This window comes from Paenarthrobacter sp. NPDC056912 (assembly GCF_042786555.1).
In the GTDB taxonomy this organism is placed as follows: Bacteria; Actinomycetota; Actinomycetes; order Actinomycetales; family Micrococcaceae; genus Arthrobacter.
In genome coordinates this window covers 32,303-58,515 of sequence record NZ_JBHUCD010000026.1, presented here as the reverse complement: position 1 = coordinate 58,515, position 26,213 = coordinate 32,303, and the positions used below count along the sequence as shown (strand labels likewise).

At 58.3% G+C, this 26,213-nt stretch carries 23 protein-coding genes and 2 pseudogenes; 15 read left to right on the top strand and 10 right to left on the bottom strand.

Annotated features, from left to right (window positions below):
• From ACFRJ9_RS21705 to ACFRJ9_RS21685, 5 genes are all read right to left on the bottom strand, one after another.
• The coding region (locus ACFRJ9_RS21705; RefSeq protein WP_377672386.1) for a hypothetical protein at positions 1 to 402 on the bottom strand (402 nt) is incomplete at its 3' end.
• 280 nt (positions 403 to 682) lie between these two features.
• Positions 683 to 940 (bottom strand): hypothetical protein, encoded by a 258-nt coding sequence (locus ACFRJ9_RS21700; protein ID WP_377672384.1) that lies wholly within the window; start codon positions 938 to 940, stop codon positions 683 to 685.
• A 59-nt stretch (positions 941 to 999) separates the two neighbouring features.
• Positions 1,000 to 1,782, bottom strand: a complete 783-nt coding sequence (locus ACFRJ9_RS21695) for a hypothetical protein (protein WP_377672381.1) — start codon at positions 1,780 to 1,782, stop codon at positions 1,000 to 1,002.
• A 53-nt stretch (positions 1,783 to 1,835) separates the two neighbouring features.
• The gene (locus ACFRJ9_RS21690; RefSeq protein ID WP_377672379.1) at positions 1,836 to 2,654 is read right to left on the bottom strand and encodes a hypothetical protein; all 819 of its coding nucleotides are present in this window, start codon (positions 2,652 to 2,654) and stop codon (positions 1,836 to 1,838) included.
• On the bottom strand, positions 2,651 to 3,505 hold the full coding sequence (locus ACFRJ9_RS21685; RefSeq protein ID WP_377672377.1) for a DUF2637 domain-containing protein: 855 nt from the start codon (positions 3,503 to 3,505) through the stop codon (positions 2,651 to 2,653). Before ACFRJ9_RS21685 ends, ACFRJ9_RS21690 begins: the two co-directional genes overlap by 4 nt.
• 497 nt (positions 3,506 to 4,002) lie before the next feature.
• Between ACFRJ9_RS21685 and ACFRJ9_RS21680 the strand changes: the two genes are divergently transcribed.
• From ACFRJ9_RS21680 to ACFRJ9_RS21670, 3 genes are all read left to right on the top strand, one after another.
• Positions 4,003 to 4,905 carry a MarR family winged helix-turn-helix transcriptional regulator gene (locus tag ACFRJ9_RS21680; RefSeq protein ID WP_377672374.1) on the top strand — a complete coding sequence of 301 codons (903 nt, stop codon included), beginning with the start codon at positions 4,003 to 4,005 and terminating at the stop codon, positions 4,903 to 4,905.
• A gap of 512 nt (positions 4,906 to 5,417) precedes the next feature.
• Entirely contained in the window at positions 5,418 to 6,341 is a 924-nt protein-coding gene (locus tag ACFRJ9_RS21675) for a hypothetical protein (protein ID WP_377672372.1), read from the top strand.
• 1,919 nt (positions 6,342 to 8,260) lie between these two features.
• The gene (locus tag ACFRJ9_RS21670; protein WP_377672369.1) at positions 8,261 to 8,671 is read left to right on the top strand and encodes a hypothetical protein; all 411 of its coding nucleotides are present in this window, start codon (positions 8,261 to 8,263) and stop codon (positions 8,669 to 8,671) included.
• A 164-nt stretch (positions 8,672 to 8,835) separates the two neighbouring features.
• Here ACFRJ9_RS21670 and ACFRJ9_RS21665 read toward each other — a convergent pair whose 3' ends face one another.
• Entirely contained in the window at positions 8,836 to 9,111 is a 276-nt protein-coding gene (locus tag ACFRJ9_RS21665) for a hypothetical protein (RefSeq protein ID WP_377672367.1), read from the bottom strand.
• A gap of 483 nt (positions 9,112 to 9,594) precedes the next feature.
• Here ACFRJ9_RS21665 and ACFRJ9_RS21660 point away from each other — a divergent pair, with 483 nt between their 5' ends.
• On the top strand, positions 9,595 to 10,821 hold the full coding sequence (locus tag ACFRJ9_RS21660; protein WP_377672365.1) for a hypothetical protein: 1,227 nt from the start codon (positions 9,595 to 9,597) through the stop codon (positions 10,819 to 10,821).
• A gap of 66 nt (positions 10,822 to 10,887) precedes the next feature.
• Entirely contained in the window at positions 10,888 to 11,469 is a 582-nt protein-coding gene (locus tag ACFRJ9_RS21655) for a hypothetical protein (protein WP_377672363.1), read from the top strand.
• A gap of 546 nt (positions 11,470 to 12,015) precedes the next feature.
• Here the strand turns inward: ACFRJ9_RS21655 and ACFRJ9_RS21650 are convergent.
• A complete protein-coding gene (locus tag ACFRJ9_RS21650; RefSeq protein WP_377672361.1) occupies positions 12,016 to 12,837 on the bottom strand; it encodes a type II CAAX prenyl endopeptidase Rce1 family protein in 822 nt (273 codons plus the stop codon).
• Positions 12,838 to 13,381: 544 nt separating this feature from the next.
• On the opposite strand from ACFRJ9_RS21650, the gene ACFRJ9_RS21645 reads away from it, so the two are divergent.
• The 4 genes and pseudogenes from ACFRJ9_RS21645 (at position 13,382) to ACFRJ9_RS21630 (ending at position 16,204) form a co-directional block, all read left to right on the top strand.
• Positions 13,382 to 13,639, top strand: a complete 258-nt coding sequence (locus tag ACFRJ9_RS21645; RefSeq protein WP_377672358.1) for a hypothetical protein — start codon at positions 13,382 to 13,384, stop codon at positions 13,637 to 13,639.
• 199 nt (positions 13,640 to 13,838) lie between these two features.
• Positions 13,839 to 14,159: a hypothetical protein gene (locus tag ACFRJ9_RS21640; protein WP_377672356.1), complete on the top strand. Its 321-nt coding sequence runs from the start codon at positions 13,839 to 13,841 to the stop codon at positions 14,157 to 14,159.
• 172 nt (positions 14,160 to 14,331) lie between these two features.
• A pseudogene (locus ACFRJ9_RS21635) lies at positions 14,332 to 14,477 on the top strand (Tn3 family transposase); the annotation flags it as partial.
• A 533-nt stretch (positions 14,478 to 15,010) separates the two neighbouring features.
• The gene (locus tag ACFRJ9_RS21630; protein WP_377672353.1) at positions 15,011 to 16,204 is read left to right on the top strand and encodes a ricin-type beta-trefoil lectin domain protein; all 1,194 of its coding nucleotides are present in this window, start codon (positions 15,011 to 15,013) and stop codon (positions 16,202 to 16,204) included.
• A 366-nt stretch (positions 16,205 to 16,570) separates the two neighbouring features.
• Here ACFRJ9_RS21630 and ACFRJ9_RS21625 read toward each other — a convergent pair whose 3' ends face one another.
• Positions 16,571 to 16,741, bottom strand: a complete 171-nt coding sequence (locus ACFRJ9_RS21625) for a hypothetical protein (protein WP_377672350.1) — start codon at positions 16,739 to 16,741, stop codon at positions 16,571 to 16,573.
• Between the two features lie 903 nt (positions 16,742 to 17,644).
• On the opposite strand from ACFRJ9_RS21625, the gene ACFRJ9_RS21620 reads away from it, so the two are divergent.
• A complete protein-coding gene (locus ACFRJ9_RS21620) occupies positions 17,645 to 18,286 on the top strand; it encodes an AAA family ATPase (RefSeq protein WP_377672348.1) in 642 nt (213 codons plus the stop codon).
• A 425-nt stretch (positions 18,287 to 18,711) separates the two neighbouring features.
• Here ACFRJ9_RS21620 and ACFRJ9_RS21615 read toward each other — a convergent pair whose 3' ends face one another.
• Positions 18,712 to 19,377 (bottom strand): hypothetical protein, encoded by a 666-nt coding sequence (locus tag ACFRJ9_RS21615; RefSeq protein ID WP_377672346.1) that lies wholly within the window; start codon positions 19,375 to 19,377, stop codon positions 18,712 to 18,714.
• Between the two features lie 95 nt (positions 19,378 to 19,472).
• On the opposite strand from ACFRJ9_RS21615, the pseudogene ACFRJ9_RS21610 reads away from it, so the two are divergent.
• The 5 genes and pseudogenes from ACFRJ9_RS21610 to ACFRJ9_RS21590 all read left to right on the top strand — a co-directional run.
• A pseudogene (locus ACFRJ9_RS21610) lies at positions 19,473 to 19,598 on the top strand (recombinase family protein); the annotation flags it as partial.
• Positions 19,599 to 19,659: 61 nt separating this feature from the next.
• On the top strand, positions 19,660 to 19,800 hold the full coding sequence (locus ACFRJ9_RS21605; protein ID WP_377672343.1) for a hypothetical protein: 141 nt from the start codon (positions 19,660 to 19,662) through the stop codon (positions 19,798 to 19,800).
• Positions 19,801 to 21,282: 1,482 nt separating this feature from the next.
• On the top strand, positions 21,283 to 21,816 hold the full coding sequence (locus ACFRJ9_RS21600) for a hypothetical protein (protein WP_377672341.1): 534 nt from the start codon (positions 21,283 to 21,285) through the stop codon (positions 21,814 to 21,816).
• 245 nt (positions 21,817 to 22,061) lie between these two features.
• Positions 22,062 to 22,649, top strand: a complete 588-nt coding sequence (locus tag ACFRJ9_RS21595; RefSeq protein WP_377672339.1) for a recombinase family protein — start codon at positions 22,062 to 22,064, stop codon at positions 22,647 to 22,649.
• A gap of 1,511 nt (positions 22,650 to 24,160) precedes the next feature.
• Positions 24,161 to 25,057 (top strand): hypothetical protein, encoded by an 897-nt coding sequence (locus ACFRJ9_RS21590; protein WP_377672337.1) that lies wholly within the window; start codon positions 24,161 to 24,163, stop codon positions 25,055 to 25,057.
• Positions 25,058 to 25,142: 85 nt separating this feature from the next.
• Here ACFRJ9_RS21590 and ACFRJ9_RS21585 read toward each other — a convergent pair whose 3' ends face one another.
• Positions 25,143 to 25,691, bottom strand: a complete 549-nt coding sequence (locus ACFRJ9_RS21585; protein WP_377672334.1) for a hypothetical protein — start codon at positions 25,689 to 25,691, stop codon at positions 25,143 to 25,145.
• Between the last annotated feature and the right edge of the window lie 522 nt (positions 25,692 to 26,213).

Sequence of the window (26,213 nt, the reverse complement as noted above, 5' to 3'; positions counted from 1 at the left end):
CGGCGGGATCGTGGGTTCGACCGGTACTTCGGGCGGGATCGTGGGTTCGACCGGTACTTCGGGCGGGATCGTGGGTTCGACCGGTACTTCGGGCGGGATCGTGGGTTCGACCGGTACTTCGGGCGGGGTCGCACCAGGAAGAACGTCAATCTCGCTTTCGGTGGCCGCGCCATCAGATGAATCGACTGAGGCTACTTCAGTGGAAACCGGAGCAACTGATACTTGGCCAGTGCCCTGCGCGCTAGAGATAGATTCTTCAGACGGCGCCAAGGGGTTGTCGTCGGCCAGGGCCATGGCTGTGCCGCTGAGCCCGGTCATTGCCCCCGTGACCAACACGGTGGCCACCGCCATGCGGGTCTTGCTGTTCTTGGTCTTGTTCCTTTTTCGGACATGCTTGCCCATGGAGTGCTCACTTTCGTTCCTGTGGTGCCGGCGCCGACACAACGGGAGGGAGCACAGACAAGACTGGGTCTCGGCAGGCCTAACGCATTTCAAGGCTGCTTCGAAGCGCAGACGGGAGCCCGAGTATGTCTTGGTGCTGTTGGTCCATCCAGAATCCTGCACGCAGTTGTTTCCGGGCCGGTGCCAAAACTTCCGACCTGAACTGGTCCGGTGTCATCGATTTGTCTCCCACGAGACACTCGTATGCGGACCTGAGCAACGCCAACCGGGTGATGGTTCCTCATGAGATTTGGGATGGGCTGCCCGTCAGATCGCTCAGGCCCATGGCGGCGGAATCGTTCAGTGCTGCCTGGTATTTGCTTTGCAGTTCGCGTCCGCGTTCTTTGTCGCTATTTCGTCGCCATGCCTTGCTGCGGCACTCCGGGCACTTGTTCTTGACGAGCCACTTCACGTACCGGTCACGGTCCTGCTCAGACCTATCGGACAAATCATGAGCCGCTGTGTGCTTGCACGTGTGAGTGAGGGTTGTTGTGGCCATAAGAGTCACCAAACTTTCCAAGAGAGGCAGTAATGCCTCTTAGGAGCACCGAGTGCGGTCTACCGGGAATTTGCCAGGTCGGGCCATAGCGCTGCCGCGACGGCAGACCTCACCGCCGGAAGCATCATGATGCCTTGTGGCTCGTGCCCATGAAGGATCATCCACATGAAGCCTCGACGCGCCGTCACCAATCGGGTCAGGCCAGTGAGGACAGTCGGATCGAGCCAGCCGAACTCTTCCGTGATCGCCTCTGCAAACAGCGACTCGTTGTCACCGATTTCTTGGAGGCGGGCCAGTACGTTCTGGCTCGTCGGCCGTGGCCAGCTGCATTCTTCCTCTAGGATCGTGCCGAGAGATTCCCAGAGACGATCGCACCTAAGGGACTCGACGTCCGCCGGGGCCGCCGGCAGGAGGGCGAGCTGTTCCTGGTCGATCCTTTGCACACGCGGCTTGCTACCCGTGATGCCCAGTTCATCCTTCGCGTTCCTCCATCTGCCTGACTGGACTTCGTTGGGTGCCACGAAATTGCGGTCGCTTTCGATCTGACGACGGAGGTAATTCCGGACGCAGGTGGCCAACCATGCCCAAGGGCTTGCTTTTTCCAGAATGGCCGGCCCGCGAAGATGTTCCCAAGCGGCCGTAACCAAGTCGTCCATCGCTATCTCCTGGAACTCTGCACGCAACCCGCCGAGACGACGGCGCAGCTCCTCTCCCAACAGCTTCTCTGCCGCAGGACCCTTCCAGTTCTTGATCTGGGACTCCCTGATCAAAGCCAGGAACTCAGAATCATCGCCTGTCCTGGCTGGTGATTCCATCAAAGCAGTGTTGTTAGGAACACTCATCCTCAGTCCTTTGCTTGCAGCGGTCAGGGCGTACTAGTCGACATGTGGGATCGCTACAGCGAAGTAGCGACCTTCTGCCGTAGCTCGGTGACCAGCGAGGAAAGACGCTCCACAGCGTCCTCAAGTGTCTTAATGGGCTGCAAGATCGCAGGAGGAGGCGAATCGAAGATCCCACCGGTCAGCGCCTCGTGAAGCGCGGCCGCAGTACCCTCAGCCTCAGCCCCCAGAGAATGAGCGAAATCGAACGCAACCCTTGGCGGAACCACGGAAGGGCCAGCTGCGCCACTAGTAGATGAGGCAGCAAGAACCGGCTCGGATTGCAGGGGTGCCCGACCCCAATCAGGCTCTGAAGACAGGCTTCCCGCGTTGGCACTGAAATCATCCCCGGGAAGTACCAACTGACCCTCCAACGGGGCCGAGTCCTGCTCGTTTAGGACCCCATGCGGGACTGTCCGCTTCCGGATGCTTCCATTAAGCGACCGAACCTCGGTAGGGAAGACAACACCATTGGCCTCTAGCTTCCGTTTCTCCGCCTGCGCCAACGTATGGCTCGCGCCCAACACAGCTCCGATAGCACGCGAGGAGAACAGATTCATGCTCAGCTCGCGCACTACAAGGGATTGCTCGGATTTGGGGAGGTTCCGGAGCACCAACTGCCTCTCCCTGACGAGGTCTTCCCACGTTTCGTAACCGAGGGCCAGCCACGCCTGGCCTTCCCAGAGGGCGATCACACGGTCAAGGATTTGCCGGCTCTGCTTTTCCACGTCAGAGTAGAGCCCGTCGAGGATCCTTAGCCTATTCTTCAGCTTCAGGATGCATTCGTTTGCCTCATGCTGATCCATCACGCCGTCATTGGAATCTACGATGCTCATACGCTGACCTCTTCCGGAGTTGGTTCGGTTTCAAAGATTGCCGGTTCCTGCCGGCGAAGGGTGCTGAGCCGCCGCCTCGCCGTGGACGGGCTCCAGCCGGAAACTTCAGCTAAAGCCGACCCGGATATTTGCAGCCCCTCCTGTCGTTGGGACAACGCCCACTCACGGACATCGATCTCATCCGTGCTCGAAGGCTTTGCGGTCGGTAAGGGCTCGCTCACAGAGGCCGGCTCCGCGGCGCCCGATTCCTCTTCCAGGTGAGATTCTTCTTCCGCCACAGCAAGCAGCTTGTTTGCTGTGGGGGCGTCTACGAATTCAGGCGCCGCGATCGTCTCCTCCCGGATTACATTCCGCGCGACAGCCAGGCGTCCAAGCTCTTCAGTTGCCGCGAACACAGCCAACGGTGCAAGCCCGGCTACACAGGCACCAATCACCGTTTGCCACAGCCCGAAAGATCCAACGGACATGGCATGCGCCGCATTAGCAACAACAGAAACGAAAGTGAATCCACCAAGACTCACCCACGAAGCCCACGTCGGCTCACCCCTGGAGCGGTGAATCAACACCGCCAACGAATACGCCAGGATCGCGACATCAATGAAAACCGGAACCGTCCACCGCATCCAAACCGGCAGACCCACCCATGCAGCTACTTCATGCAAGGCAGCAAAACTGACCATGAATGACGCTGCTGCGAGGAAGCAGACCAACGTCACCGTGAACCAAAGTGCACGCAAGGAGTCGGGGTTGATTCGGGTGGCAGCGGATGAAGAATTCGACTTCAACGTGCGCACCTCCGACTCGGCCGTGCGGCGAATCGCGCGGGCCAGCGGTGTCCAATTGACCGACACTTCACCTCGCCCGCCCCGTACCTTCCCGGGTTAGGCCCAGGATCCTCCGTTTGAGACCGCTCAATAGGATCAAACAAGGCCCATTCCCCCGCCCGCCTACCAGGCTTCAACAACCGAAACCGCTCATACAAGCAGGCAAACAGTGCGCCGAAGGCCTCGGAGTCCTCATTTCCTCCAGGCAGATTCCGAAGCCGCACTATCAGCTCCCGAGGATCAGAAGTGACGTCGACGGTGGTGAAGGGCAGGCCTTTGACTGACGCGCTGGCAAGCTCGGCTGACGTCCTCTCAGCGCTATAACGGATCAGAGCCTCCTCAAACTTAGTCATTTGCGAGTACCCCCTAATTTTCGACACCTAGGGCTTGTGCACTTCAATAAAAAAAGTCTACTGCATGCGCACTATATCTCAAATGCAGCTGTCGAGGGTGGCTCGGGTGCTAGCGAGTCTCCTACGGCTAGAATCAAGGGATCACGTTGACCGCCGCACTGTAGAGGAACTATGCCACCACCGAATCTGGCCCCCTCTGAGCTTCGGTACTTACTGGTCGCTCTCTCCCGCGAGTGGGAACGCGAGCTGTCTGGACAGGTTTCAGGGCTTGAATTGACCAGCGCTCAAGTGGAAATTGTTCTGGTCCTAAATGAATCAGGGCCGTGCACCATGCAGGAGCTGAGCGAATTGCTCATCCTCAACCGCGACCCATTCCGGGCTGTAACTCCCTTGGAATCAAGGGGTCTTGTTGAACGCGGGTCCAAAGAAGACCGGCGCAAAGTGACGTGGGCACTAACGGAAGAAGGAATTTCTGCTGCGGAGAAGATCTCCTCAGCAGATCTTGCTGTTCTACAATCCAAGCTGGGAAGGTTACCGACCTCGACTTCGACGGATCTAGTTAATATCCTGCACAAATTTAGCTCTGTCGTCCTGCAGCCCAGCACTCTGGAGGACCGTTTTGGCGCCCAAAGAACATCGGTTACGGATCTACTTGCGGCTGAACAGCTTCAGGACGTGCAAACGAGTCGCTCGGAGACAATAGCGACAAGGCTCCAGACGATCATTGGCATTCTAGACGCCGGAGACCACCGTCGAACATTTGCCAGGTTTGAGCCGGCTTTCAAGGATCTCCAGCTCGGGCCAAAAGCATGGGATTCACTAGTTTTTCGCGGTGGTCCCGTCAGTATTTCGACCCTGAGCACACTATCTAAAATAATGACCGATGACAGCACGTACTTGCTTAGCAAGGACGAGTCATCCGTTCGCGAAACTGAAAGCAGGGTGAAGGCAGAGGTAGCTCTGTCCATTGCCGGCGTTTCTGACTTCGGTGGGCGGGGGACTCTCGACGCCGACGCGCTGCATGCTCTCGCTGAATTGGTCCAGAAGAGGTTGGGCACAACAGAACGAGGTTAGATGGTGGCGCGGAAGCACGGAGATTTCCTACCTACAAAGCTTCCGAAAAGCGCCTACCATCAGGCCGCAAGAGCTCTTCAGAGAGTGCTGTTGGCGCCCGGGATGACACCCAGCGAAGTGATTAGTGCGTGCGAAGCCGCGCTGGGCAAGCCAATTCTTGTCGAACCCACTACGGATCCTCGACTGACAAAGGCAACGGGAGCATACGCTCAGACGGACGTCGGCGTGATTGTCGTGACCAGGCAGAGCGATCCATTCTGCTTCCAGAACCACTCCACCTATCACGAGCTGGGACATCTCCTCTGTGGACATGGCTCTCCATGCGTTCGAAGCCATCAGGAGCAGTCGACCGTATTCTCGTCGCTCTTTCACAGTGTCGAGGAGCTTCAGGCGGAGTACATAGCGTATGAGATTGCCACGAAAATCACCCAGAAGACAGCCAGCAGCAGAGCCTTCAGCTAGTGCGGGAACTTTCAGCGATCCTACTGGTCCTTGCACTCATGATTCTGACCATGCGCACCCCCTACGCCCTATCGGCCAGAGCTTCTCGCCCAGGGTGGCTAGCCGTTCTCTGTGCGGTCATCGCCGTCCTCTGCCTTGGATACGTGATACCCGTTGCTGTCATTGACAGCGTGATGGGTTCAAAGGGGTACTGGAACCTACTAGGATCAATTTCAACGACCCTGGCTTTCCACTTCATGTATCAGGCCCTACTTGTTCATACTTCCTCGGAGGAGTATCGCGGATACAGGCTGATGCTTACCTTCGTGATCGCGGCGTACACCGGGCTCTTTCTTCTGATCCACGACGTCAACACAAGCGTGAACTCAATTGAAGGCTTCATCTCGGCGACGATTGGCCAAGTGCAGGCTCTTCTGTACCTGGGCCTCTATCTAGCGACAATTTCCGCCATTTCGTGGTCATCAATCTTGCTTCTCCTGCGGAGTCGACGATCCCAGAAGATCTTTGTTGCAGGGTTCGTACTAGTGATAAGCGGGAACGTGATGGAACTGATGTCGCTGTGGCTTCAGCATGTCGAAGGGCGGAACTCTGCGCCGGCTTCAGGACTACATTCCATGTACACGGGAGTCTTTTTTTCCGGAGTCATTCTGCTCTGCTTCGGGTTTCTCCGGGCCTCCATCAAGTCTGTCGTCGACTACCTGGGGTTCCTTTACTTTGCGGCGGCTTCACATGTCATTCTGGTGAAGCTTCTCTCGATTCCCACTCGCGCCTCACACTTGCTTAGAGATCCGCGTGCTGTCGGCTACAGAAACCTCATTTGGATACACGACCACTGCACGTTCACGCTACAAGAATTAGGTTCACGAGAAGCCTCGCTCTTGGATTCTATGTGGCAATGGCACGCAAGCCGGACGCCTTCAGATCAAGACCTCGACAGAGTCAGGCCAAGAAGCAAAGGAGAGCAAGATTTTTAGTGGCATAGTCTCAATCGTCATTCCTTCCTCAACAATCATCGGGCTGGTTGCGGTCATCGGCCGCAAAATGACCAAGTGGAGGCCCCCCGCTGCCAGAAGCTTTACCGTAGGGCGGCGTCTTGACACTGTGACCCTCGAAAGAGACGAAAAAACAACGGCTCTGGGGACCTACAGCCTGACGCTTCATGAGGCTCACTTAACGGTAGGAGGCATCATCCCTACTCAGGATGCAACTGCTGTGACTCGTGCGGTCCTTGAAGTTGAGGGGAGCCTGCAGCCAGGCATGCACAGCGGAGTCTGGTCAGGTCAAGTGTTTAGCTCACCCACCTCATTGAAAACGCCCTACCATGAGGTCCACCTTGGCAAGAATGGGAAGAGCCTACCCGCCTGGGTATTTCAACCAACGCGTCAAAAGGAAGACATGTGGGCCATCCATGTGCATGGGCTCCGCAGTTCTCGTTTCTCAATGCTGCGAAGCGTAGCGATCGCCTCACGTTTAGGACTGACATCTGTTGTCCCATCCTATTTCGGAGACGCAGAAAACCATCAAGAGGGGCAAGCCTGCCACTTTGGACAACGCGAAGCGGAAGACGTGGATCGAGCACTGAAATACGCCGCAGACAACGGAGCGAAGTCGATCCTTCTATTCGGATGGTCGATGGGAGCCACGATTTCACTACTGCTTACCGAAACCTCTGAATCACGTGACCTCATCCGCGGATTAGTTCTCTTCTCACCGGGCCCCAGCGCCAAAGATGTCATCTCGGTGAACGCGCAACGCGCAGGTTTTCCTGGGCCGCTATCCAGGATGGTTCCCTATCTTCTGTCTCTCCCAATACTTTGCCGACTTAGCTCAGTCAAAAGCCCTGTGGACTATGGCGTGCTGGACTGGACAAGATCACGGAACCGGCTACGGATCCCGGCGTTGGCGTTGCACTCTAAAGGCGATATGGACGTCCCGTTCCATCTCACTGAAAGCTTCGCTCGGATCAATCCTCAGACTGTGACGCTAAAGGAGCTTCCGGCTGTCCCTCACCAGTACGAGTGGAACTCCGCTCGCGCAGAGGTGGAAGGGGCCATCGGCGACTGGATCAAGGCGCAAGAACTATAAAGCTGCGACATCCCTTGATGGATGCTCTCCGTCGCACAGTGTGTAATGTAGATACAGCGTCCTGCGTATTTTATGGTGTTCCTGCACTTTACTTAGATTAGAGGAAAGGATCCATGACCCATGTCGCACTGCTTTACCCCCGCGTTAGTGCTTGGCGACACGCCGAAGGGCCGCATCCCACTTAATGGAACCCGGTTCAGGTTTTGTAGTGACTAAGCCTCGGAGTGAGGTCCGATTCGATCGACCTAGTGAAGGAGAGGGAGCTATGCCACAGCCACACAAGGGCGACAGACGATACATCCCTACCCGACTGCCAGTTGCTGACGCCAATAAGCTCATTGCCTACGCAGATGCAACGGGGGAAAACCGTGGAGACGTTATTGCGCGTGCTGTCCACGCTTTCCTAGAGTCAATCGACTTGGACAAGCTTGAAATGCAGGAGGCTTTGCCTATCGCACGCGCCAGTTAAAAAGAAAAGGGCCCGCTTTCGCGGGCCCAAACTCTGTGCGTTCAGATCGATGTTCTTGGCGGGGCACGATCTGAACTGTATTCAACACCCACCCAGTGGGTGGATCTTTGTGTACCCCGAAGGGAGCAACTGCTGTCTATCGTACCGGCACTTTCGCCGTCGTCAACATTCACCGCGCGCGTAACCGGCTCGCGTGTCACTTCGACGACCCCACCTGAGGACGCCTGGGCGGCTCTGGCCCCTTTGATTGCTGGTCAGGCTTTTTTCAAGCCTGGTCGCTGGATCCGGGGGAAGTTCTCTTATCCGCGGCCGACGTCGTTGCCACGGATCACCAAGACATTGCCGGAGCAGCCGGCGGCCGTGCTGATCCACGCCGTGGACGGCACAGTGGCCACACTATGCCTCGACCTGGACACGTCCAAGGCAGCCCCTGCAGTCGTGAGGCAGGACGCCGAAGGACTCGGAAAGCTGCTCTCAGGGGCCGGGCTTCGTTTCGTGGAGGACTTCTCCCCCAGCGGCGGACGCCACCTGTACATACCGTTGGCCGAACGTATGGAGGGCTCTGCCGCGCGTGATCTTGTCGAGGCCCTGGGCACCAGGTACCGGAGTTTGGACAAGACCCCGCATCAGAACATCCACCACGGCTGCGTCCGACCGCCAGGATCCCGCCACAAGAGCGGTGGCCAGCAACACTTTGCCACGAGCCGGAAACTTACCTACGCCGTCACTTTTGTGGAGGTTTTCAATTGAGGCGCGATCTGTTCACTGAGGGTATTTCACCGGCGTCTGTCCCTCCAGCTGCCCCTGCACGGCACCCTGCTCTTGGGGGCCTGGATGAGGCGTTGTTTGAGCCGGGGTCGTGGCGGGCGTTGGATGCGGCGAACGTGGTTGTGCCTGGTTTGCTGGCGGGTTCATTAGAGGCCGCGTTGGGCTGGGTGGGTTCCGGCGGTGTAGCGACGGTGTTTGGTCGGCTGCGGGCGGGTTTCCGTGTGGTGGACGTCGACCTGGCAGGCGCTCGAGGTGACGCTGTGACGGATCTCGTCGCCGATTGGGCGGGCAAGCATGATCGCTGGCACCTGGTGCGTCCTTCCGGAGGCGCTGCTGGTCGTCACCACGTTTTCGTCCACATCGATGCCGACACGCTTCCTGCCCTGCAGGAGTACGTGGCAGAGCTCCGGCAGAGCTTCCACGTGAACTCCTCGAGCATTGACGTGCGTTCGGCCGTGCGTCCTTTGAGCGCCCCGCACCGAACTGGCGGCAACACGACTGTGCTCGGTGGTGCGGGGACTCTGAGGAACGCACTACGGGTGTGCCCAAACGTCCCGGCGGCGAAACGCCCCGGAGGCCGTCGGAGTGCCGGCGCGGCGGTCTTTTCGGGGCGGGGTTCCTCTGGAACAGCATTATCTGCGGGTGAGCGTTCCTCTTCTTGGATACGTGCGGCCCTTCCCTCCCCGATGACCGGGCGCCGGCCGTTGCCAAGCAGCTGGGCGGGTTACATAGCCTACGGGAAGCGACCCACGATTGGTGGAACGGATCATTCGGGGTCGACGTTCGAGCTGATCGCAACAAAGCAAATGGTGATCGCCGGCTACACGGCCGCGCAGGCCTGGGATGCTGTATCTGCTGCCCACCCTTCCGCCATGCCCAAAGCCTGTCGTAGCCAGAAACGCTGGGTGAATAACGTTTGGAACCAGTGCGTCTCGGACGTTACGGCCTTCTTCGCCGAGCGGCCGAAACCTGCCCGGTCAACCAGCCGATCTTCACCGGAGGTGAAGGCCATGGTGGATGCTGCCAGGCGGCGCCTACACGTGCTGCTGTGGGATTACCCGGCGCGGCGCAGGGATACCTTGTCCGCCGTTGCGCACGCTGTTCTGGACAGGATCGAACGGACTGGGGAGCTTCGGATTCCGGTCCCAGAGAGGAACCTCGTTCTGGACACGGGAATCGCTTCCCGTCCTGCAATCCGTGAGGCCCTGCGTTTCATTGACGGCAAACTCGGGTCCTTGCACAAGGACGGATTGGACCACGCGGCTCCGGAGTCCGGGAGTTTTGAGTTCGAATTGATTCCGGCCCAGGGGGGAGCTGTGTTGGAATTCTCCCCACCTAGTAGTCACACCCCCCTCCCCCGCTCCACCACCTGGCTGACCCTACCCCGCCCCGCCCGTCGCCTCTGGCAGAGCCTCCTCCAAAACGGGTCCCTCCCCCTACGCCAGCTCTGCCAATCAGCTGCCCTCTCCAAGAACCTCACCGCGTCGGTCAGCGAGAGCACCCTCCGGACCGGCCGGAAGACTCTTGCTGCTCTGGCTGCGGCGGGTTTGGTGAGGTGCGACAGTGAGGGGCTATGGACCGCCATCACTACTGTTACACCTGAGCATGCTGGAGCTGCTGCCGCGGCAGCGAACCGGCTGGCAGATGGGATCCACTATGAGCGCCAGGCCTACCGGCAGCGGCGTGCAGGCACATGGCAGGCGCAGCGCCGTCGGGCTTTGGCCAAGGATCACCGACGTTATCGCATGTGGTGGGATGCGCTGTCAGCGGAAAAGCGAACAGCACGCCAGGAACGCCACGCCGAGGCCTTCCACCGCCTGCCGCTTACGGCCCAGGAAACATTCAAAGCCCAACGCGCAACGCAGCGCATAGCCGCCGGAATCAACGAAACCGATCGTTACAGGAGTTGGCGAGAAGGACTGTCACCCAATGAGGCGCTGCAGCGGTCAACCGAACGCGCGCACGCATTCGCTACTTTGCCTGCACCTTTGCAGCAGTCCGCTGTCATCTCATGGGAGAATCACCGGGCTCGTTTCGGGCTCCCCGCCCCAAACCGATTACAGGTTCCGCAGGATCGGGATAAGCCGGCTCCGCTCTTTGAGCAGCAAAAGCTGTTTCTGCTCGAAGCCTAGTGCAGCAACAACTGCTGTTTGCGGACCTATAACCAACCACAAATATCCGCCTGAAAGGAAGATCGTATGTCTGATTCCAATGTTGAGGCCGCGGCCCAGCTCGAGCTACTGAATGCTGTACTCCAAGAGCGCCGTGGGTGGCAATATCTCGGCCACCATCGCGGAACTTCCATTTGGAGGTTCAGGTATCCCCACGACGATGAAACTGCAGAACGATTGGAGCACGTTCTCGTGAAGGCGAAAGCCTCTGCCAAGGGCTTTGAGCTAAAGCTGACTCCTACCGGCGAAAGAACACACTACCCCAGTTCTGTGATGACTGAGGCTGAGGATTTTTTCAACGTTCTGGAATCGATAGAGCGCTGGATATATGGCGTCTTCCCCGATACGTTTCCCTGTGATGCCTTCAAAGACCCGCAACAACGTCAAGAACGCTGTGAAGCTCCGTCGGAGTTCGTCGTCACGAGGGTCCTTGACACTGATCTGCCACTATGCCGTCACCACCTGGGTCCGGTTCTTGCCGAAGGAGGCAACGTGGCCTGGCCGCCAGAAATAGTGTGGTCCGGGAAGGGGCCATTCCCAGTCAACGGCGTGTTGCCGGTAGCGCAACGCATCAGAGAAGCGGAGTTCAACAAAGTTCTTGGGCTGTAGCTGGGGCTCGGGGACCATCGCTCCGAAAACTGGCGCTAACGTTTGCGGGTGTCGTTCGTTGACAGAGCATGGCTGGTGAATATTTGACGGCTGCCGAGGAGGCGGCTTACGGGCGTTATGCGCTTGAGGGTCCGCTACTGCCGGAGTTGGAGCGGTTCTTCTTTTCTCGATGACTTTGACCGGGAGTTGTGGCGTCCCCGACCCCCCCAGCTTTACGACCTCCTGGAGGAATTCACCAGATACCGGCAGCTAACGCGGATCGGACGAAACAGGTATGCCCTATACGTGGAGCCAGCAATCCTCGAAGAACCTGACACTGCGTCCGATCAGCGGCAAACAACCCCACAAAACTTGTAAAAGTGGCGCCAGAGTATGCCTACAACCATCGAAACCAGGGGCGAGCGTACTCTGACGTCATTCTCGACAAAGGACCTTTGCGACGTCGAACAAGACAAAGTCTGGTTCCCCACCGTTCACAGCCATCTGGCATCACCACATTTACCAAGCCGCATGAGTGCCCCTGTGTTGCGGCCCACCGATGGTCAATTAGGGCTCCGTTCCCGACCGGTTCTGAGATGGTGCCGTTCTGTTTCGTTTTGCCATGACGGCCTCTCGGGTCAGGACAACTACGGCGGTTCCCAAGACGGCTAGGGCGGCAATGTTGAGTATCCGACCTGCAGATCCGAATGCGCCCGCGGATACGACCAGGTCGTAGAGCACATGGGCGCAGATGAAAGGAATCAAGGTCCGGTGCTTACGGTAGAGGAACCACCACAGTATGCTCCACATCACCGCCAAGGTCAGGGCTATCGGAACTCCGTAGTACAAGTGGATCAGCAGCCGCCCGACAGTGATGACAGGTATTTGAACCCACCCGGAGAGCCTTAGCTTGGTCATCACGGCCACCGGAATGCCCAGGATCAGTATTTCCTCTGTGACACCCGCGTTTGTGGCATAGAGAAACGTGGTGAGAGGATCAGGGATCTTGCCATCTCCAGTCGTTTCAATGGCCGGCCATAATTGGGCGGCCCGGAATGCCACCCACATGAAGAAGTAAGCCAAACATCCGACGATGATGTAACCGGTGAGGCGCCGTGGTTGGACCCGGGCGAACCCCAGCTCTGGTCCGCGTATCCCGCCGGCCCTGGCGGACAGCAAGCCCAGACCGATGCCAGCCAGAGAAATACCCCAAACGATCGCCATAGCCCCCACGGACGGGGTGCCTTCTTCAAGGGCGCCGGTCAGAATCCCGACTGCCGCGTAAATGTAGAAACTGAAACCAACGACATAAGGCACGACAACGGTCAAGGCTCCGGACAGGACCCCCGCCGGACTCCGACCTATCCGCCACCTGCGAGCGAGTGTCATACCGAAAGGCCCCTTTCATTCAATCTCCAGCAATCCCCACGAGCTGGGAGCACCAATCGACGTTCCGATTCAGATGTTCTACGCCCTGCCCATAAACATCAGAGTCATCAGGTCCTTGATCATGACGCTGAGGAACGAATCCTGGGCGTACGAGACCGACCAAGTACGCGACGACGTCCTCCTTTGCGGGTGAGCTCGTCGGTGAGGTCCTGAGAGCTGGTCGAGCAGCGGGCGTAGCCGTATTGCGTTAACGAAGCGGGCATACACGATTTCTGACTTACTCAACGTTTTCAGTGCTGCCGGTCTTTGGATAGAAGCCGCCGTCGAGCCGCAACTATCCGCGGACGCAGGTCGTCGCTATCCTCACAAGCTGGCGTGGATGAACAAGTACCTCGGAATCATCATTTTCAAGGTTCGTCCGCTGTCACGTTGAGTACCCGGTAAGGGATCGGCTAACGGACGGGTAAATGATCACACTGCCTCGTTCCGCTGGAAGCACGGCCCATCCGTCGTCGCGCTCAGGCCGGTTCAATAGACTGACCAGATGGAACCCAACCGCGTTACAGCGTACGCAATCCGCGACGGTCACGAAATCGCTATTGAGTCCGAGGACATCAAGCTAGTCCTGCCCAACGGAATCTCGATTACCGTCTACCTCGAAACAAGCCCCGACGGTTACATGTCCATGATGATCCCGCCAACAACGGGCATATTTCAAATTCGACCCGGTGCTGCCAACCACCTGATGCTCTCCGCCAAGGATCGCGGCAACGAGCCCTCCCAAACTCCCGCTGCGGACTAAAAGAGTCAAGTCCGGCGATGCCTCCCCTCTGCGGCGAAGAAGCACCTCCATTCTTCAGCGAATGCCACAATCAGAACGATCCGATTGAGGTCGCGTGCACTCACCGATCCCCTAACAGACACCCTGTTCTTGCCGGTGCCGGTCAGAACAGGGTGGGGCTTGAGGACCAATGCTCGACTCCTCGCCATAGCATTGAAGGATGAGTACATATGTTGAACGGGACAGGCCGAATGGTCCTGAATCGTCCGTTTGCGGACGTGCCTGCGAGGCTTGCACCTTCGACGAGTCGGTCACCTCCTACGATGCGATCCCGGATGCGCAGGGCTGGAGGCCGGAGACCGGAGAGGTTGTGGCCTCGTTCCCGGGCTATCTCCGCGGACTCGACTACTGCACGAACTGCTATGCGGTTTACGGAGCGAACGGGCACATGGACCGTGAGCTGACCGCAGTCTTCCGCGCCGGTCTCGACTACATCCGGCTTGTCTTTGAGAAGGACCCTGGTCAGACGGTGACTATTTAGCTGTACGCGCTCGACGGTGAGTGGTGTGCGGTTACGAACGTTATTGGCACGGCCGACAGTCAGTATCTCCGGTGGCGTGAAGTTCCTAGCCCTTCGCGAGGTTTCAGTGCCCGCCGGTTTGTAACCTTAGTCAGTGCCGGTTTCTATGAGTCGCGTCACGCCCACGGGCGTACTCGTCAACGCCCAGCACCCCCACCCCTTCGCAGCGTATTGGGGCGACGGCGCCACATCGTCCTCGGATGGCCAACGCTACCGTACGGGGGCAAGGCAGAAGCCACCGGCCACGTCAATCCGAAACACGGCAACGCAGGTCCGAGGGTGCCTTAGCGCTCAATCCTGTTCCATTACTACCAAGACGTCATATCCGCCCGATTTTCGGCGAACACTACGGGGAACCCCGCCGCGGAAAAATCACAACAGCGAACCTGAACGACCTAGCGGTACAGCTGTGGCGTCCTTGACGACTATCAAGCCCACATCAGCCGCAACCGACACGAACGCGCAGCCTGGCACGCCTACCTCGACCGCCTCCAGGACCGCCAAATGGACGAAACCGACCTATAGCGACGCCGAGCGCGACGAATGGTGTATACCGCCGTCCGATGATGAAGTTTGGCAACGCCAGCTCCTTCGGGTTCCCTGAACAGCAGGACCTGGCTGACACCCATCCCTTAGCAATTTCAGCCAGTGCACCCGAACGCCGTCCGATGCGGGGGTACGTTTTCGTGATTCACGTCACAAATTTAGGGATTGGCACTATTTTGTGATGAATCCTTTAACCGGAGGTATTCATACCGTGTGATCGGTCTGAGGCATGGCCTGTCGTGCATGATTGAAAGCAGAAACCAACAATGACGTGGAGAAGAACTTGGGCCAGTCTGGCCTTGACGCCAGCAATCGCCCTTGGCTTGCTGTCCGGTGGGTCCACGGCCGCTCTAGCGGCCACGAACATCGAGACGGGTCCGACCGCAACCATCGCGGCAGCCACGCTGGGCCAGACACCTGGCACCTACACGAATTACACATTCGCTAACGCCCCGGCACAAGGTCTGAGCGATGTTGAGTTCGGTATCAAGGTCACGGCCGACCCGGGTAAGTCCGCCAAAGTCTTCTGGTCCAACCAGTTCCAGTTCAGCGATGGAAAGAACGCCTACACCGGCATGCAGACCAACGGGGCCGGGAACGCGCGGACCTTCATCTTCTCAGTTTGGGATGCAACCGAGGCCAAAGCGGGCGCTGCGGGGAGTTGGTGCCAGGACTTCGGCGGTGAAGGCGTCGGAAAGAGTTGCCGTATCAACGTTGAATGGGTCCAAGGCCATAACTACAAATTCAACCTCAACAACGAGGGTGACAGGTGGTTCGGCGTCACCGTCACAGACACCACGACAGGCACGTCCTTCAAGCTTGGTAGCATCCGAGCAGGATCCGACTATGTCAAATCCACGAACATGGTCTCCTGGACTGAGTACTTCGAATGGAACAACCCTAAGGCCACCTGCCTGGACCAGCCCTACTCCCGCGCTGAGATCGCTTTGCCCCGGGCCAATGCCGGTGCCATAAACGCCGGGGTCCTGAGCACAAGTTTAAGCTCCGCGTGTCCGACAGATTTCAGTTCGATCGAAACAACCCCGTCCTCCACTATTCAGACCAACGCTATCGGTAACAGCATCCGGGGACCGATCATCGGTCTGAACAGCCGTGTCCTGGACGGCGGTCCGGGAACAAACAACACCCCCCTCACTACCAAGGCGAACGACTCGAACAACATCGGGAATCAGAATTGGGTCGTTGCCAAGGACGGCACCATCCGCCTGGGCTCGGCAACAGGGCTGTGCCTGGACGCCGGCGGTACAACCGACGGCGTCAAAGCCCTCGCCTATACCTGTCACGCCGGCTCTACGCAGCAGTGGCGAAGCACCAATGGAACCCTGACCAACCCGGGCACCGGGAAATGCCTTGACGTATCCACAACCACCAACGAGGCACTCCTCTACACTTGCCACGGCGGCGCAAACCAGCAATGGACAGTACCAAAAGCCGGATAACCAGACCATTCGCTCCCAGTGACCTGATGACACCGAATGGTGGCGTCATGAAACGGTAAGCCCGAATTCCACCGAAATGCCCCGTACCGAGTCGCCGGTAAGGGGCATTTTCGTTCGACTTCGGTGGCCAGAACGCTTCGCCCGTGTTCGCGAAATGATGACGTCCGTTTTCTATAGCGAGGCACTTAGCGTGAATCTCCGTACCGATCTTCCCAAGACCCCAGAGCTCAAGATGGCAGACGTCCTGCTACGCCCGCACCCAACGCCCGGGACGGGCATCATTGATTCTCTCTGGCACCAACCGCGTGGCTTCCCGGAGTGCCCAACCCTATGTAGCTCCTGGCGTCGAACGGTGATCGGTTTGAGTCAGTCCTCTGCGTGTTCCAGGGCTTTGGGCGTGAAGTACGTTACCTCTCCGGAGGCATCCTCGACACCGAAAACGAACTGCCCGGAGGGTGTCGCGCAAATGTCGATGATCGTTCCATGCGAACGGGGAGTGTTGACCTTGTCGCCGGGTTTGAACGTCACCTTAGCCATAGCCGGATCGTACAACACGCCTAACAATGTTAGGGGTACGGTCCACCGATTCGTCGCACGCCGCCCATCCAACACCCTTTCAACCGGCACTCCATCGTTCATGGGCTGACTGCCGCGTCACGCCAACGACAGATCCGATCCTGGACCAGGACACACCTGCCGATCGTGCCGCCTGCACTCCTCTGTCAAGCCGTGCCTGCGCCACTTCAATCGCCCTGGCTGCTGCTGCGAGTTCGCTTAATGCGCTGGCAGGGATCGCGTGGGATTTCCACTCCTGCTGCAGCGCTGCCTCGACAGCGACGGACGGGACAGCGACACCCAGGAACGGCACAAAAGCTTTGCGTTTCGAATGATCGGCTTGGTCGGAAGCTGGTACTCGAACCCAAATCGGGCCGCACCAGCCGCACGAACATGCGGCCCGCCAGCCCGTTACCTCGTCGTCAGGGACGATCTCATGATCCTTTCGGACCGGATGCCGCGGGTAGACACCCGAAACTCCTTCGACTAGGAGAACCCCTCCCCCAAGCTGCAATGACGTCCGACCATCAGGTACTACAGCGCACAGCACGCCCTCGTGCAGACCGTCACCCAGGTCCCAGACCATGAAAGCTCCACCTTTCGGTATTGAGTGTCAGGAATACCTGACACGTGACCCTACCCCACGCGCACTAACCTCTCGGTCCAATCAAATGCAACTAGTTTGGTTGCGCATTCAAAGTGCAACCAAACTAGTTGCAATTCAGTTTGAACTCAGTTATGTTTGCAACAAGTTCGGAACTAGGCTTGTTGCACAACACCACTTGTTTGCAACAAGAATGAAACCGAAACCGAAGGACTCTTGAACTACCATCCAAATGAGGGCACAAGCGAAAAGCTGCTTGCTCACAGGAAAGGCACGTCTCCATGATTCTCACCATTGGCTCGCTCAAGGGCGGGTGTTCAAAATCCACGCTGACCGTAAACCTCGCTGCCGAACTGGCGCGCCAGGGCAAGAAGGTCACCGTCGTGGACGCTGACCCCATTGCCAGCACGACGAACTGGATCGCCGATAGGGAAGAGCGCAGCCCAGATCTGCCGTCGGTCATTGGAGTGCAGAAGAAGGGCAATCTCCGTGCAACGCTTTTGGACCTGGACGCGGGTGCTGACTTCGTCATTGTTGATACTGGCGGTTATGACTCCCAGGAACTGCGAACAGCGGCTACGGCTTCCGACGTGCTGGTTGTTCCAATGAAGGCATCACCCTTGGACCTGGATACCCTCCCGAAGTTCGTCAAAGTCATCGAAGGCATCATGGACTTCAATGCACAACTCGCCGTCCGCGGCCTCTTCACCCAAGCGTCCACTCACGCCATGGACAAGCGCCTGGACGAGTCCCGCGACATACTCAGTGACTACCCAGAGATCCCGCTGTTCGAGACAACGATCTACCAACGCAGCTCATACATGGATGTGATGCCCGTGGGTAGGGGAGTGGTGGAGTGGAGCGACGGCAAGGCAAAAGCTGAAATTCAAGTACTCGTACAGGAGCTGATTCACATTGGCTAATGCCCGTCCCACCCCGAATCGTCGACGTCGCGAAACCAGCCCGGACGAAGAAGCCCGCATCGCAGCCTTCGCTAAGCAAGCGGAGACGTTGCTTCCGGCTGAAGCGGAGAGAGAGCCTGAAGTATCAGAGCCCAGAAAGCTTCGGCCTCAACTTGCTACCCCCGCTATGAAGGCCACCAAGGACAAGTCCTACACATTCCGAATGACCGAGGACACCCTCAACGAACTCAGGGACGCAGCGGCACAAGAAGACCGGAGCATCCAATGGGTCTTCGATAAAATCCTTCTGCCTGCACTGAAGAACCGGAGTGCAACCAACTAGGTTGCACTCCACAACTACTCTGGTTGCTTCCAAGCTGAACCTCAACGCTTACCGAAGCCAGCTGGGCGCACGTCCAGCCGCTGACCCACGTCCGTGGCCTGTACTAGATTTCCGGCCGCATCGCTTCCAGCAATTTGACGCGTTGAGGAGGGCTCGACAGCCGCCATTCCTCGATTCCGTACAGCAGACCTTCGAGCCTATGACGTTCTTGCCCTAGTCGTGCCTCACGAGCAGCAGGTGAATCCTGCTTTGGTTCCAGCTGGCCTTCTTCTGCGGCCATGATCACTACGGATGCGGCCACCTCAAGCATCTCGTGTTCGTCATCGCTGCCGGCATCCAGTCTCGCGGACGCGATCAGAGCGAGGAGAGAGGACTCGGGAGGTCTGCTGGAAAGCGTTATTTCCGGCCTGCCTGACTGGGCGAGGTTAAAAGCCACCGTTCTGACTACGGCGTTGTATTCAACCAGGGCTTCAATACGTCCAGCTATCCCCAGATAGAGGCTCTTAAGCGCCGCATCGAACCGAAGTGTGCGCTCGAAGACTTCCCTATGTGCCTGGTCTTCACGTCGAGCCGCCTCGGAATCTTCAGCGATCTTCTTTGCCCTGGCCGCGATCCGAACCGAAATCGCCGCCACCAGCACGGACGCAACCGCCGCGACGGCTGGAATAACGATGCCGGTCCACGAGAGAAAGACGTCATCGTCGGAAAGCTTCAGGGGGATGTTCATGGCCCGTTCGACGACGGAAGGAAGAAGAGCCAAGGGATGCATGCAGGAAACACTACCCAGAGCAAGGCAGTTCTGCTCACTAGAGACCACCACTTCAGCTTGGGTTGACCGGAGGGGGTGTCTTGGAACGGTAAGTCATTGCGAAGCAAGAGCGAGAGAAGGGTCGTACTGCCGAAGAAGCTGGGTGCTTGGTGGGCTGGAGTCGGACGACCTTGTACCGGCATCAGCAGGCAGCGGCCCGCGCGCGCGGCCTCGTCCGGTAGGCCCTACCTCTTTTCAGGCGCCTTCCCACACCTCGGGGCGGGGGCGGGGCTAGCTGGAACCATGAACCTAACCAGCGCTCTTCACACCCTTGCCCTCATTACTGCCGCCCTTCCCGAAATGCCACTTCTTCAGCGGATCCTGGTCGCAGCTGCGATGGTTTGTTTTCAGGAGATGCGCATCGATCGGACCTCGGACCAGTAGCACCAGCAGCATCCAGTGGGTCTTCGACAAAATCCTCCTGCCGGCACTGCGAAGCCGACCGGTAACCAAGTAGGTTGCGGTCCGCAACTATTTTGGTTGCAGCGGGGCCGGGCGGCCCACCTAAGCCTTGCGCCTGGGACTCCTGATAAAGGCAGCCGACACGTAGCCTCGAAGCAGGCTTCAAACACGAAGAAGCCTCGGCGAACCACCTGCAGCTCCAGGAGGCTCCTGACAGGTAGCAATGGCCGGCGCCTGTGAAGCATGGCGCCGGGCTGGCGTTATCTCTGCACCATAGCCAGAACAAGCCGCCATGTCCGCGCCTACAAGGCCGCCGGCTTCCGGCAACTGGCCTTCAAAGGGGCACTAACCGCCGGCATGATCGGCACCATGCCCGACTGAGTCACGTATGTGCGCAGACAGGCAAACATCCGACGCAACCGGAGAGTAAACGAGCCGCCTATTAAGTCGACGGAGGCCGCCCAACATAGGTTGGACGGTCTCCGCTCCCGTTTAGGGGATGTTGTGCCAGAACAGGCGGGCTACATCAACGACTAGTCGGATGATGTTGACCGCCAGATTCCAAGCGCCCCATGGTTCTTCACGTTTCCGTTTGGATTCCATGCCGGCACCTCCTCCCGGAGGACAGGGCACGGCACGCACATAGGGCACAACAACGTTGCGCCCTATGTGCGTAGGGCCATAGACTCAGAGTGTGAAGTTGGAGGCTATGACCCTCTTACCGCACCAATGAGCGTACCGCTCAGAACAAGGACCCGATGCCAGTCGGGTCCATTGTTCTTTAACGGAACCCCAGGCTTTTGCCTGGTGTTTCAAGCCTAGCCGGAAGAACCAGGATGTCCTGGGTTACTAGCCCGGCCAGATAATAGCCAGCGCACCGGTGCCCGTCCGGGCACCGGTGAGTGGTCCGTGGAGTACAGCGACGGCACACAGGCGTGGCGGGATCACAGCGAGTTGTGTCCTCGCCCGCCCGAAGGCTAAAGGACCCCTAGGCAGGACCGTAAACGAAAGCCGCCGTGCACACTGAGTATGCACGGCGGCCGGCTGGAGGTTGTTGGTGTCAGGGTTGTCCTTCAAGAGTCACCACAGCCATTTGGCGAGTTCCACGATCAAACGTGACAGCCCGATGACGCAGTTGATGATGCCCCAGGTTTGGTTCTGCTTGCGCTTTCCCATTTCTCTCTCCTCTCTTTTCGAAGGGAGGCGGGCTGCCTTTTTCCCTGACCAAGAGGGTTAAGGAAAATGGGCTGATGAGCTATTCTTGAAGCGTTCAAACATCAAGGAATGCTGCTCATACGGCCCCGCCGAGTGACCAGGTTCCTCGGAAAAACCCGGCCCTGGCAGGCCGGGTTTTCCTTTGGAACCCCGAAGGCTTCCACCTTCCGTTCTCTAATTTTGCTGGGTGGCTCCTGCGTTGTCATCAGCATTTAGGGCCAGGCACGACTTCGGTGCAACACTTATCGAATGTCCAAGGGACTGAGTAAACAGCAGCGTGGGTTCCTTGCTGCTCTGGAAGCTGCGACAAGTAAGTATCGTCCTGACTACTATCACCTGGCCGCAGAACTGGTCGGCATGCCCCAGCAATGGGAACTCCTTGAGGTAGGTCCTCCCTTGGACTGGGGCCTCCGCCCGGAACCGGAGAACTTTGCTGAATGGCCGGATTGGTGGGAGTCGGTCCTGCGGAAGCACGGTACGGTGAGCAGCAGCCTGCGGCGAGCGGTGAATGGCTTGACACTCAAGGGGTACGTAGAGATCGGGTGGCATAGGAACTCCGGGCTGACCCTTGTTCGTAGAACTCTCTCTCAAGAGGACCGGGCGGAGTACGTGGTTCTGGAGGAGCAGGCTCGCTACTATCGGTCAGTCATAGAGGCTGGAGGCCCCGAGCACGAGCTCAGAGCGGCGTGGAGTTTTGCTGCCCAGTACATGGACAGCACAGGTATCCCGCCATCAGACGTGAACACAACGAGATACATAAACCGGCCGAAACGTTCTCCATGAACTGAGCGGCAGGAAGAACCGAACACCAAGAGGCCAGGCCTTGTATCCGCCGCCAGGTTCCCGTCCTCGATAGATGGTTACCAGAGTGTCTCAACAAGGTAAAGGTTAATGAGACACGGGCCGGCGTCGGAGAGGTGTCAGCTTTCGGCTTGGGTTCTAGCTGGTTTCGATGTCTTGCTAACTCGTCTCACTGTGAAATGTCTTAGATGCCGGGCCTGAGGGAGTTTTCGAGGCAAAATGTGGGAATGAGGTTACTTGGCTACACCAGAGTCAGTACGGCAGCCCAGGAGGCGAAGCTGCAGTTGGACTCGCTCCTTTCCGTGGGCGTGCAGAAGCGTGACGTCTTTTCTGATGTGACATCGGGGAGCAGGGTTGCAGCTGAGCGGCCCGGGATGAAGAAGTTGCTCGATTATGCCGAGAGTGGGGACATCGTTGTGGTGTGGCGTGTGGACCGCTTGGGTCGCTCACTGATCGACGTGCTGAACACGGTTACCTTGCTGCGGGGCAGGGGAGTGGAACTCCGGTCGATTTCAGACGGCATCGACCCTGCGACCACCGCCGGCCGGCTGATGCTGAACATGCTGGCGACGTTGGCGGAGTACGAACGCGAACTCATTACCGAACGGGTGAATGCCGGCATAGCAGCGGCCCGGTCCAGCGGAACCAGGTTCGGACGTCCCGTTGTAGATCCAGCAGTGATCGCCGGGAAATTGGAAATCGTTAAACAAGAAAGAGCGAAGGGCCGTACGGCCAATGAAGCCGCCCAGCTCGTCGGATGGAGTCGGGCGACCCTGTACAGGCACCAGCAAGCGCGGGCTGGGTTTCGTGGATAAGCCGTACTAGGGCCTGCCGATTGGTTGCTGGTACGACAGAGTGCCGTCAGAAGTGGGCCCGTCGTAGATATTGGCGCATAGGGGTCGTATCAACCCTTATAAATCGCGAATGTCCCACATGGGATCGGCGTTTTGGGCGATGGTGCGAGGAAGCCGTGGCAACCCGTGCCGTGGTGGATTTCTCCGACTGAAAGGATCCCTGATGGATCTCGTTTCCCTGTTCTCAGCTACCGACGTCTCCCACCCCTGGATTTGCGTCTTGCTTCTGGTCCTCTTGCATGAACCTGCCAGCCGGCGCGCGACCAAGCTTGTCCGTGCTTGGCGAATGAACTAAGTCAGACGGAGGACACCAGCCAGAGCTGGTGTCCTCCGCTCCCGTTTAGGGGATGTTGTGCCAGAACAAGCGGCCTACATCAACGACTAGTCGGATGATGTTGACCACCAGGTTCCAGACGCCCCATGGCTCCTCGCGTTTCCGTTTGGAAGTCATGCCGGCACCTCCTCCCGAAGGAACAGGGTGCGGCCCGCACGATAGCGGGGAGCAAACTGCGTTGCGCCCTACGTGCGTGGGGTCATAGACTCAAGGTGTGATGTTGAGGTCTACGCCCTCTAACCGCACCAATAAGCGCACCGCGCTGAACAAGGACCCGACGGCTATCGGGTCCATTGTTCTTTAACGGCACCCTGGGCTTTGCCCAGTGGTTAGAGCCTAGCGGGGAATCTCTCGAATCCTTGCGTAATGGGATGGGGCTGGCCAGGCTGCTCGTTCCGACTGGGCTCGCGGGCGACACGGAAGCCAGCCCTCCCATTGCGTTGTCATGCACACGACAGCATGAAGGCACCCAAGCACCAGGGGAACAGTCAGTGTGTGATCGCTGGTCTCGGTCAGGCACCCCTGCCGGCTTCCGACCATTGGTTCCCCCGTCAATGAGTTGCCTCTTAATGTGACAGAGCTTCACGAGAGGCCCCAAATCGGCGCGGGGCTGTACTTCTATCAGGAATCAGGGCGAAGAGCAGCGGAATTTAGCAAATATTACGAAATATTTCTTTGGGATGATTTGCGGGGGTTTGCTGTTCAATTTGATCCTTTCGCGGAGGCGCACCCGACGAGTCCGGGCGCCCCAAAAACCGCTGAATTACAGGGTTGTTATTCGCCTTCCTTGGCTTAAACGGGCCCGTGTGGCCTTCTGGGCGCGTTTTGCACGTTCCGCGCGGTAACCACCGCGCGGACCCCCTGAAGCCTTCCAGGGGCCTCTGATGCCCGCAGAGCTGCATTCGGGACTAAATGGTCGTGTAGTCTTAAGAGAGTGGGTTATTAAACACGAATACCCCACCCGAAAAACGCTCCCATGAGCGTCGATCCCGGGCAGGGTCGAAGAGTAAGTCTTGCCGGACTGCTCTAACGACTCTACACGAGATTGGCCCAGTTTGTCGCATTCGAATGCGACGGGGCTTCGGAACTCATCGTGTGGATACTCAGCGCCCGCGCTGAGGGGAAGGAGTGCCCATCAATGGGGACTTCAATCACTGAGCATTACCAGATCAATCGTCCTGTTCCTTTTGCTGACCTTGACGTCGACTGCGACAACCGGAAGGTACTGGACGCCCATGCCATTCGGTTGGCGGCCGGACCACTGCCTTACGCCCAGGACGCACTTCACTGTTTTGACACATTTTTCGACACGATCAGCCGCGGCGCCATGTCCTCCAACGCAGTTGCGCGGGATCACGCCGAGGATCTGCTGAAGCACTTTGAAGAACCCTGGGAAAACCGCCTCGGCATGGCTGAGGAAGGCTTTGCCGGTCACGGTGGAGCTGATGACGTCGGTGGATGGATCTGGGACGCCATGTGCACGGACCTCGACGCGCTTCTGCGAGTCGGAGTCCTCAAGCGATTGGAGGAGTTGCCACTGTTCGTGGAAGGCGTCGGCTATGACATCACCTCCGACATAACGACTCGGATCGGCTTTGGCGCCTTGGCCGACTTCACCGCCGACATGCTTCAGCAGTTTCCTGAGTTCACCGCCGCGTCGCACAAGGTCAAAGACTTCCAGAGGCAAGTCTGGGACCCGACCAACAGGGTGTGGGCACAGAAAACGGTGACTCTGCCTCTCATCGACGGCAAGCCTTTGCTCCTCATGCCCGCCAATTGGGTCAGGAACAACCTGTTGATGCATGCTGGGCGTTTCTACGAGACCACGGTCCTCTCCTACGCCCAGGCCGAACAGGCTGTCGTGGCCGGCGGAAAAGTCATCAAGACCCCGAAGGACCGCCTCAAGACCCAACAGGGTTTGCGCCGAGGCCGTGAGACCATCCGCGTGGTCACCCTCAGGGCCGAAAGTGCTGGCGACGATCTGGTCGACATCTTTGGCCGGTTCGTAGCTTCCCGTTATAGCCAAGCAGCCTGAGAGCGGCCTGGTGACGACCCTGCCCGGCAAGGTCGTCACCAGGCACGTCTTTGCCTGAAGACTGTCTGGCGGTACGTGCTTACCGTCAGGCAGTCTCCTGGCTCATGCGGCGTATCTGTCGCCGGAGAAGTGGGAGCATGACGCCGCGCAAAGGACGGAAGAGAAGACTTTGAAACAACCCGCTTCTCATGTCCTTGCTCGTTTCGAGGATGAACTTCATTTTCGCGTAGTGAGCCTTCTGTTCTGCAGCTTGGATCTCGGCGAACCATCGAGGATCCTGGGGGCCTGGTGGTTGGGCGCCAATCAAGGTCGCAAGGTCTACGAGGTCCTCTCGAACTTTCATGGCTGATTCGGCGACTCCGACCGGGCAGACGAGAACGATCCGGGCATGGCTGAGATCGCGGGAGGCCTGTATCCCTTCCTTAATCTTTCGGGGATTCCCGCTTTTCAGTTCCGTCTCCACGATGCGTTCAACCGCCATCAGAAAGTCCGAGCAAGCGGCCATCTTCTCGTTGCGCAGCCATTGGGCGTGCTCGTTGGTGTGGGAAAACCTGCTGCCGGCCCAGGTGCCAACAAAGGCAAACAACCCGGTCAGGACGACCGGTGCAAACGGCAGGAATTCTGTGAGTGTCATGCCCGGAGTTTAGCTGGGGAGCCGACGGATCTAGTTGAGAAAGGGCTGGCTTCCCAACTAGGATCCGCGTGGGTCGAACGAGAGCACAAGTTGAAATCGATATCTTCAGGCTGCCTACGGGACGCGGATGAGCCGTCGGACCACGACCGTCGGCCTCCCGAGACAACAGGACCAGAAGGCGGTCCACGGGTGGACGTGGTTGCCGGATGGAGCTAAAAACACGCAGCAACGTGGACACGTCTCATTGCAAACTAACTCGCCTACCCGATCTCCATATCTGAACCGTACCGAAAGTTTTCACCGTAACAGGGACCTTGCTGGAGAACTTTTGGGACTGCATACGGGACGGACATTCGCGGGATTCCGCGGATTCGGGTGGGTGGGGGAGTGTCCCACTGAGACTGTCCCAGTTCTAAGGAAGTGGGACGCACGGTCGTAGTGTCTAGGCCACCGTAGTTGTGAGTCTCTGCGGTGCACTCAGGAGCGTTCAGGCTTGCGCTTCACATGACAGCCTCAGGGAGT

What these genes read in the sequence shown, in the direction of transcription:
- ACFRJ9_RS21700 (WP_377672384.1), bottom strand. Translation starts at nt 940, where the DNA reads ATGGCCACAACAACCCTCACTCACACGTGCAAGCACACAGCGGCTCAT.
- ACFRJ9_RS21695 (WP_377672381.1), bottom strand. Translation starts at nt 1,782, where the DNA reads ATGAGTGTTCCTAACAACACTGCTTTGATGGAATCACCAGCCAGGACA.
- ACFRJ9_RS21690 (WP_377672379.1), bottom strand. Translation starts at nt 2,654, where the DNA reads ATGAGCATCGTAGATTCCAATGACGGCGTGATGGATCAGCATGAGGCA.
- ACFRJ9_RS21680 (WP_377672374.1), top strand. Translation starts at nt 4,003, where the DNA reads ATGCCACCACCGAATCTGGCCCCCTCTGAGCTTCGGTACTTACTGGTC.
- ACFRJ9_RS21675 (WP_377672372.1), top strand. Translation starts at nt 5,418, where the DNA reads ATGCGCACCCCCTACGCCCTATCGGCCAGAGCTTCTCGCCCAGGGTGG.
- ACFRJ9_RS21655 (WP_377672363.1), top strand. Translation starts at nt 10,888, where the DNA reads ATGTCTGATTCCAATGTTGAGGCCGCGGCCCAGCTCGAGCTACTGAAT.
- ACFRJ9_RS21650 (WP_377672361.1), bottom strand. Translation starts at nt 12,837, where the DNA reads ATGACACTCGCTCGCAGGTGGCGGATAGGTCGGAGTCCGGCGGGGGTC.
- ACFRJ9_RS21645 (WP_377672358.1), top strand. Translation starts at nt 13,382, where the DNA reads ATGGAACCCAACCGCGTTACAGCGTACGCAATCCGCGACGGTCACGAA.
- ACFRJ9_RS21640 (WP_377672356.1), top strand. Translation starts at nt 13,839, where the DNA reads ATGAGTACATATGTTGAACGGGACAGGCCGAATGGTCCTGAATCGTCC.
- ACFRJ9_RS21630 (WP_377672353.1), top strand. Translation starts at nt 15,011, where the DNA reads ATGACGTGGAGAAGAACTTGGGCCAGTCTGGCCTTGACGCCAGCAATC.
- ACFRJ9_RS21625 (WP_377672350.1), bottom strand. Translation starts at nt 16,741, where the DNA reads ATGGCTAAGGTGACGTTCAAACCCGGCGACAAGGTCAACACTCCCCGT.
- ACFRJ9_RS21620 (WP_377672348.1), top strand. Translation starts at nt 17,645, where the DNA reads ATGATTCTCACCATTGGCTCGCTCAAGGGCGGGTGTTCAAAATCCACG.
- ACFRJ9_RS21615 (WP_377672346.1), bottom strand. Translation starts at nt 19,377, where the DNA reads ATGCATCCCTTGGCTCTTCTTCCTTCCGTCGTCGAACGGGCCATGAAC.
- ACFRJ9_RS21605 (WP_377672343.1), top strand. Translation starts at nt 19,660, where the DNA reads ATGAACCTAACCAGCGCTCTTCACACCCTTGCCCTCATTACTGCCGCC.
- ACFRJ9_RS21600 (WP_377672341.1), top strand. Translation starts at nt 21,283, where the DNA reads ATGTCCAAGGGACTGAGTAAACAGCAGCGTGGGTTCCTTGCTGCTCTG.
- ACFRJ9_RS21595 (WP_377672339.1), top strand. Translation starts at nt 22,062, where the DNA reads ATGAGGTTACTTGGCTACACCAGAGTCAGTACGGCAGCCCAGGAGGCG.
- ACFRJ9_RS21590 (WP_377672337.1), top strand. Translation starts at nt 24,161, where the DNA reads ATGGGGACTTCAATCACTGAGCATTACCAGATCAATCGTCCTGTTCCT.
- ACFRJ9_RS21585 (WP_377672334.1), bottom strand. Translation starts at nt 25,691, where the DNA reads ATGACACTCACAGAATTCCTGCCGTTTGCACCGGTCGTCCTGACCGGG.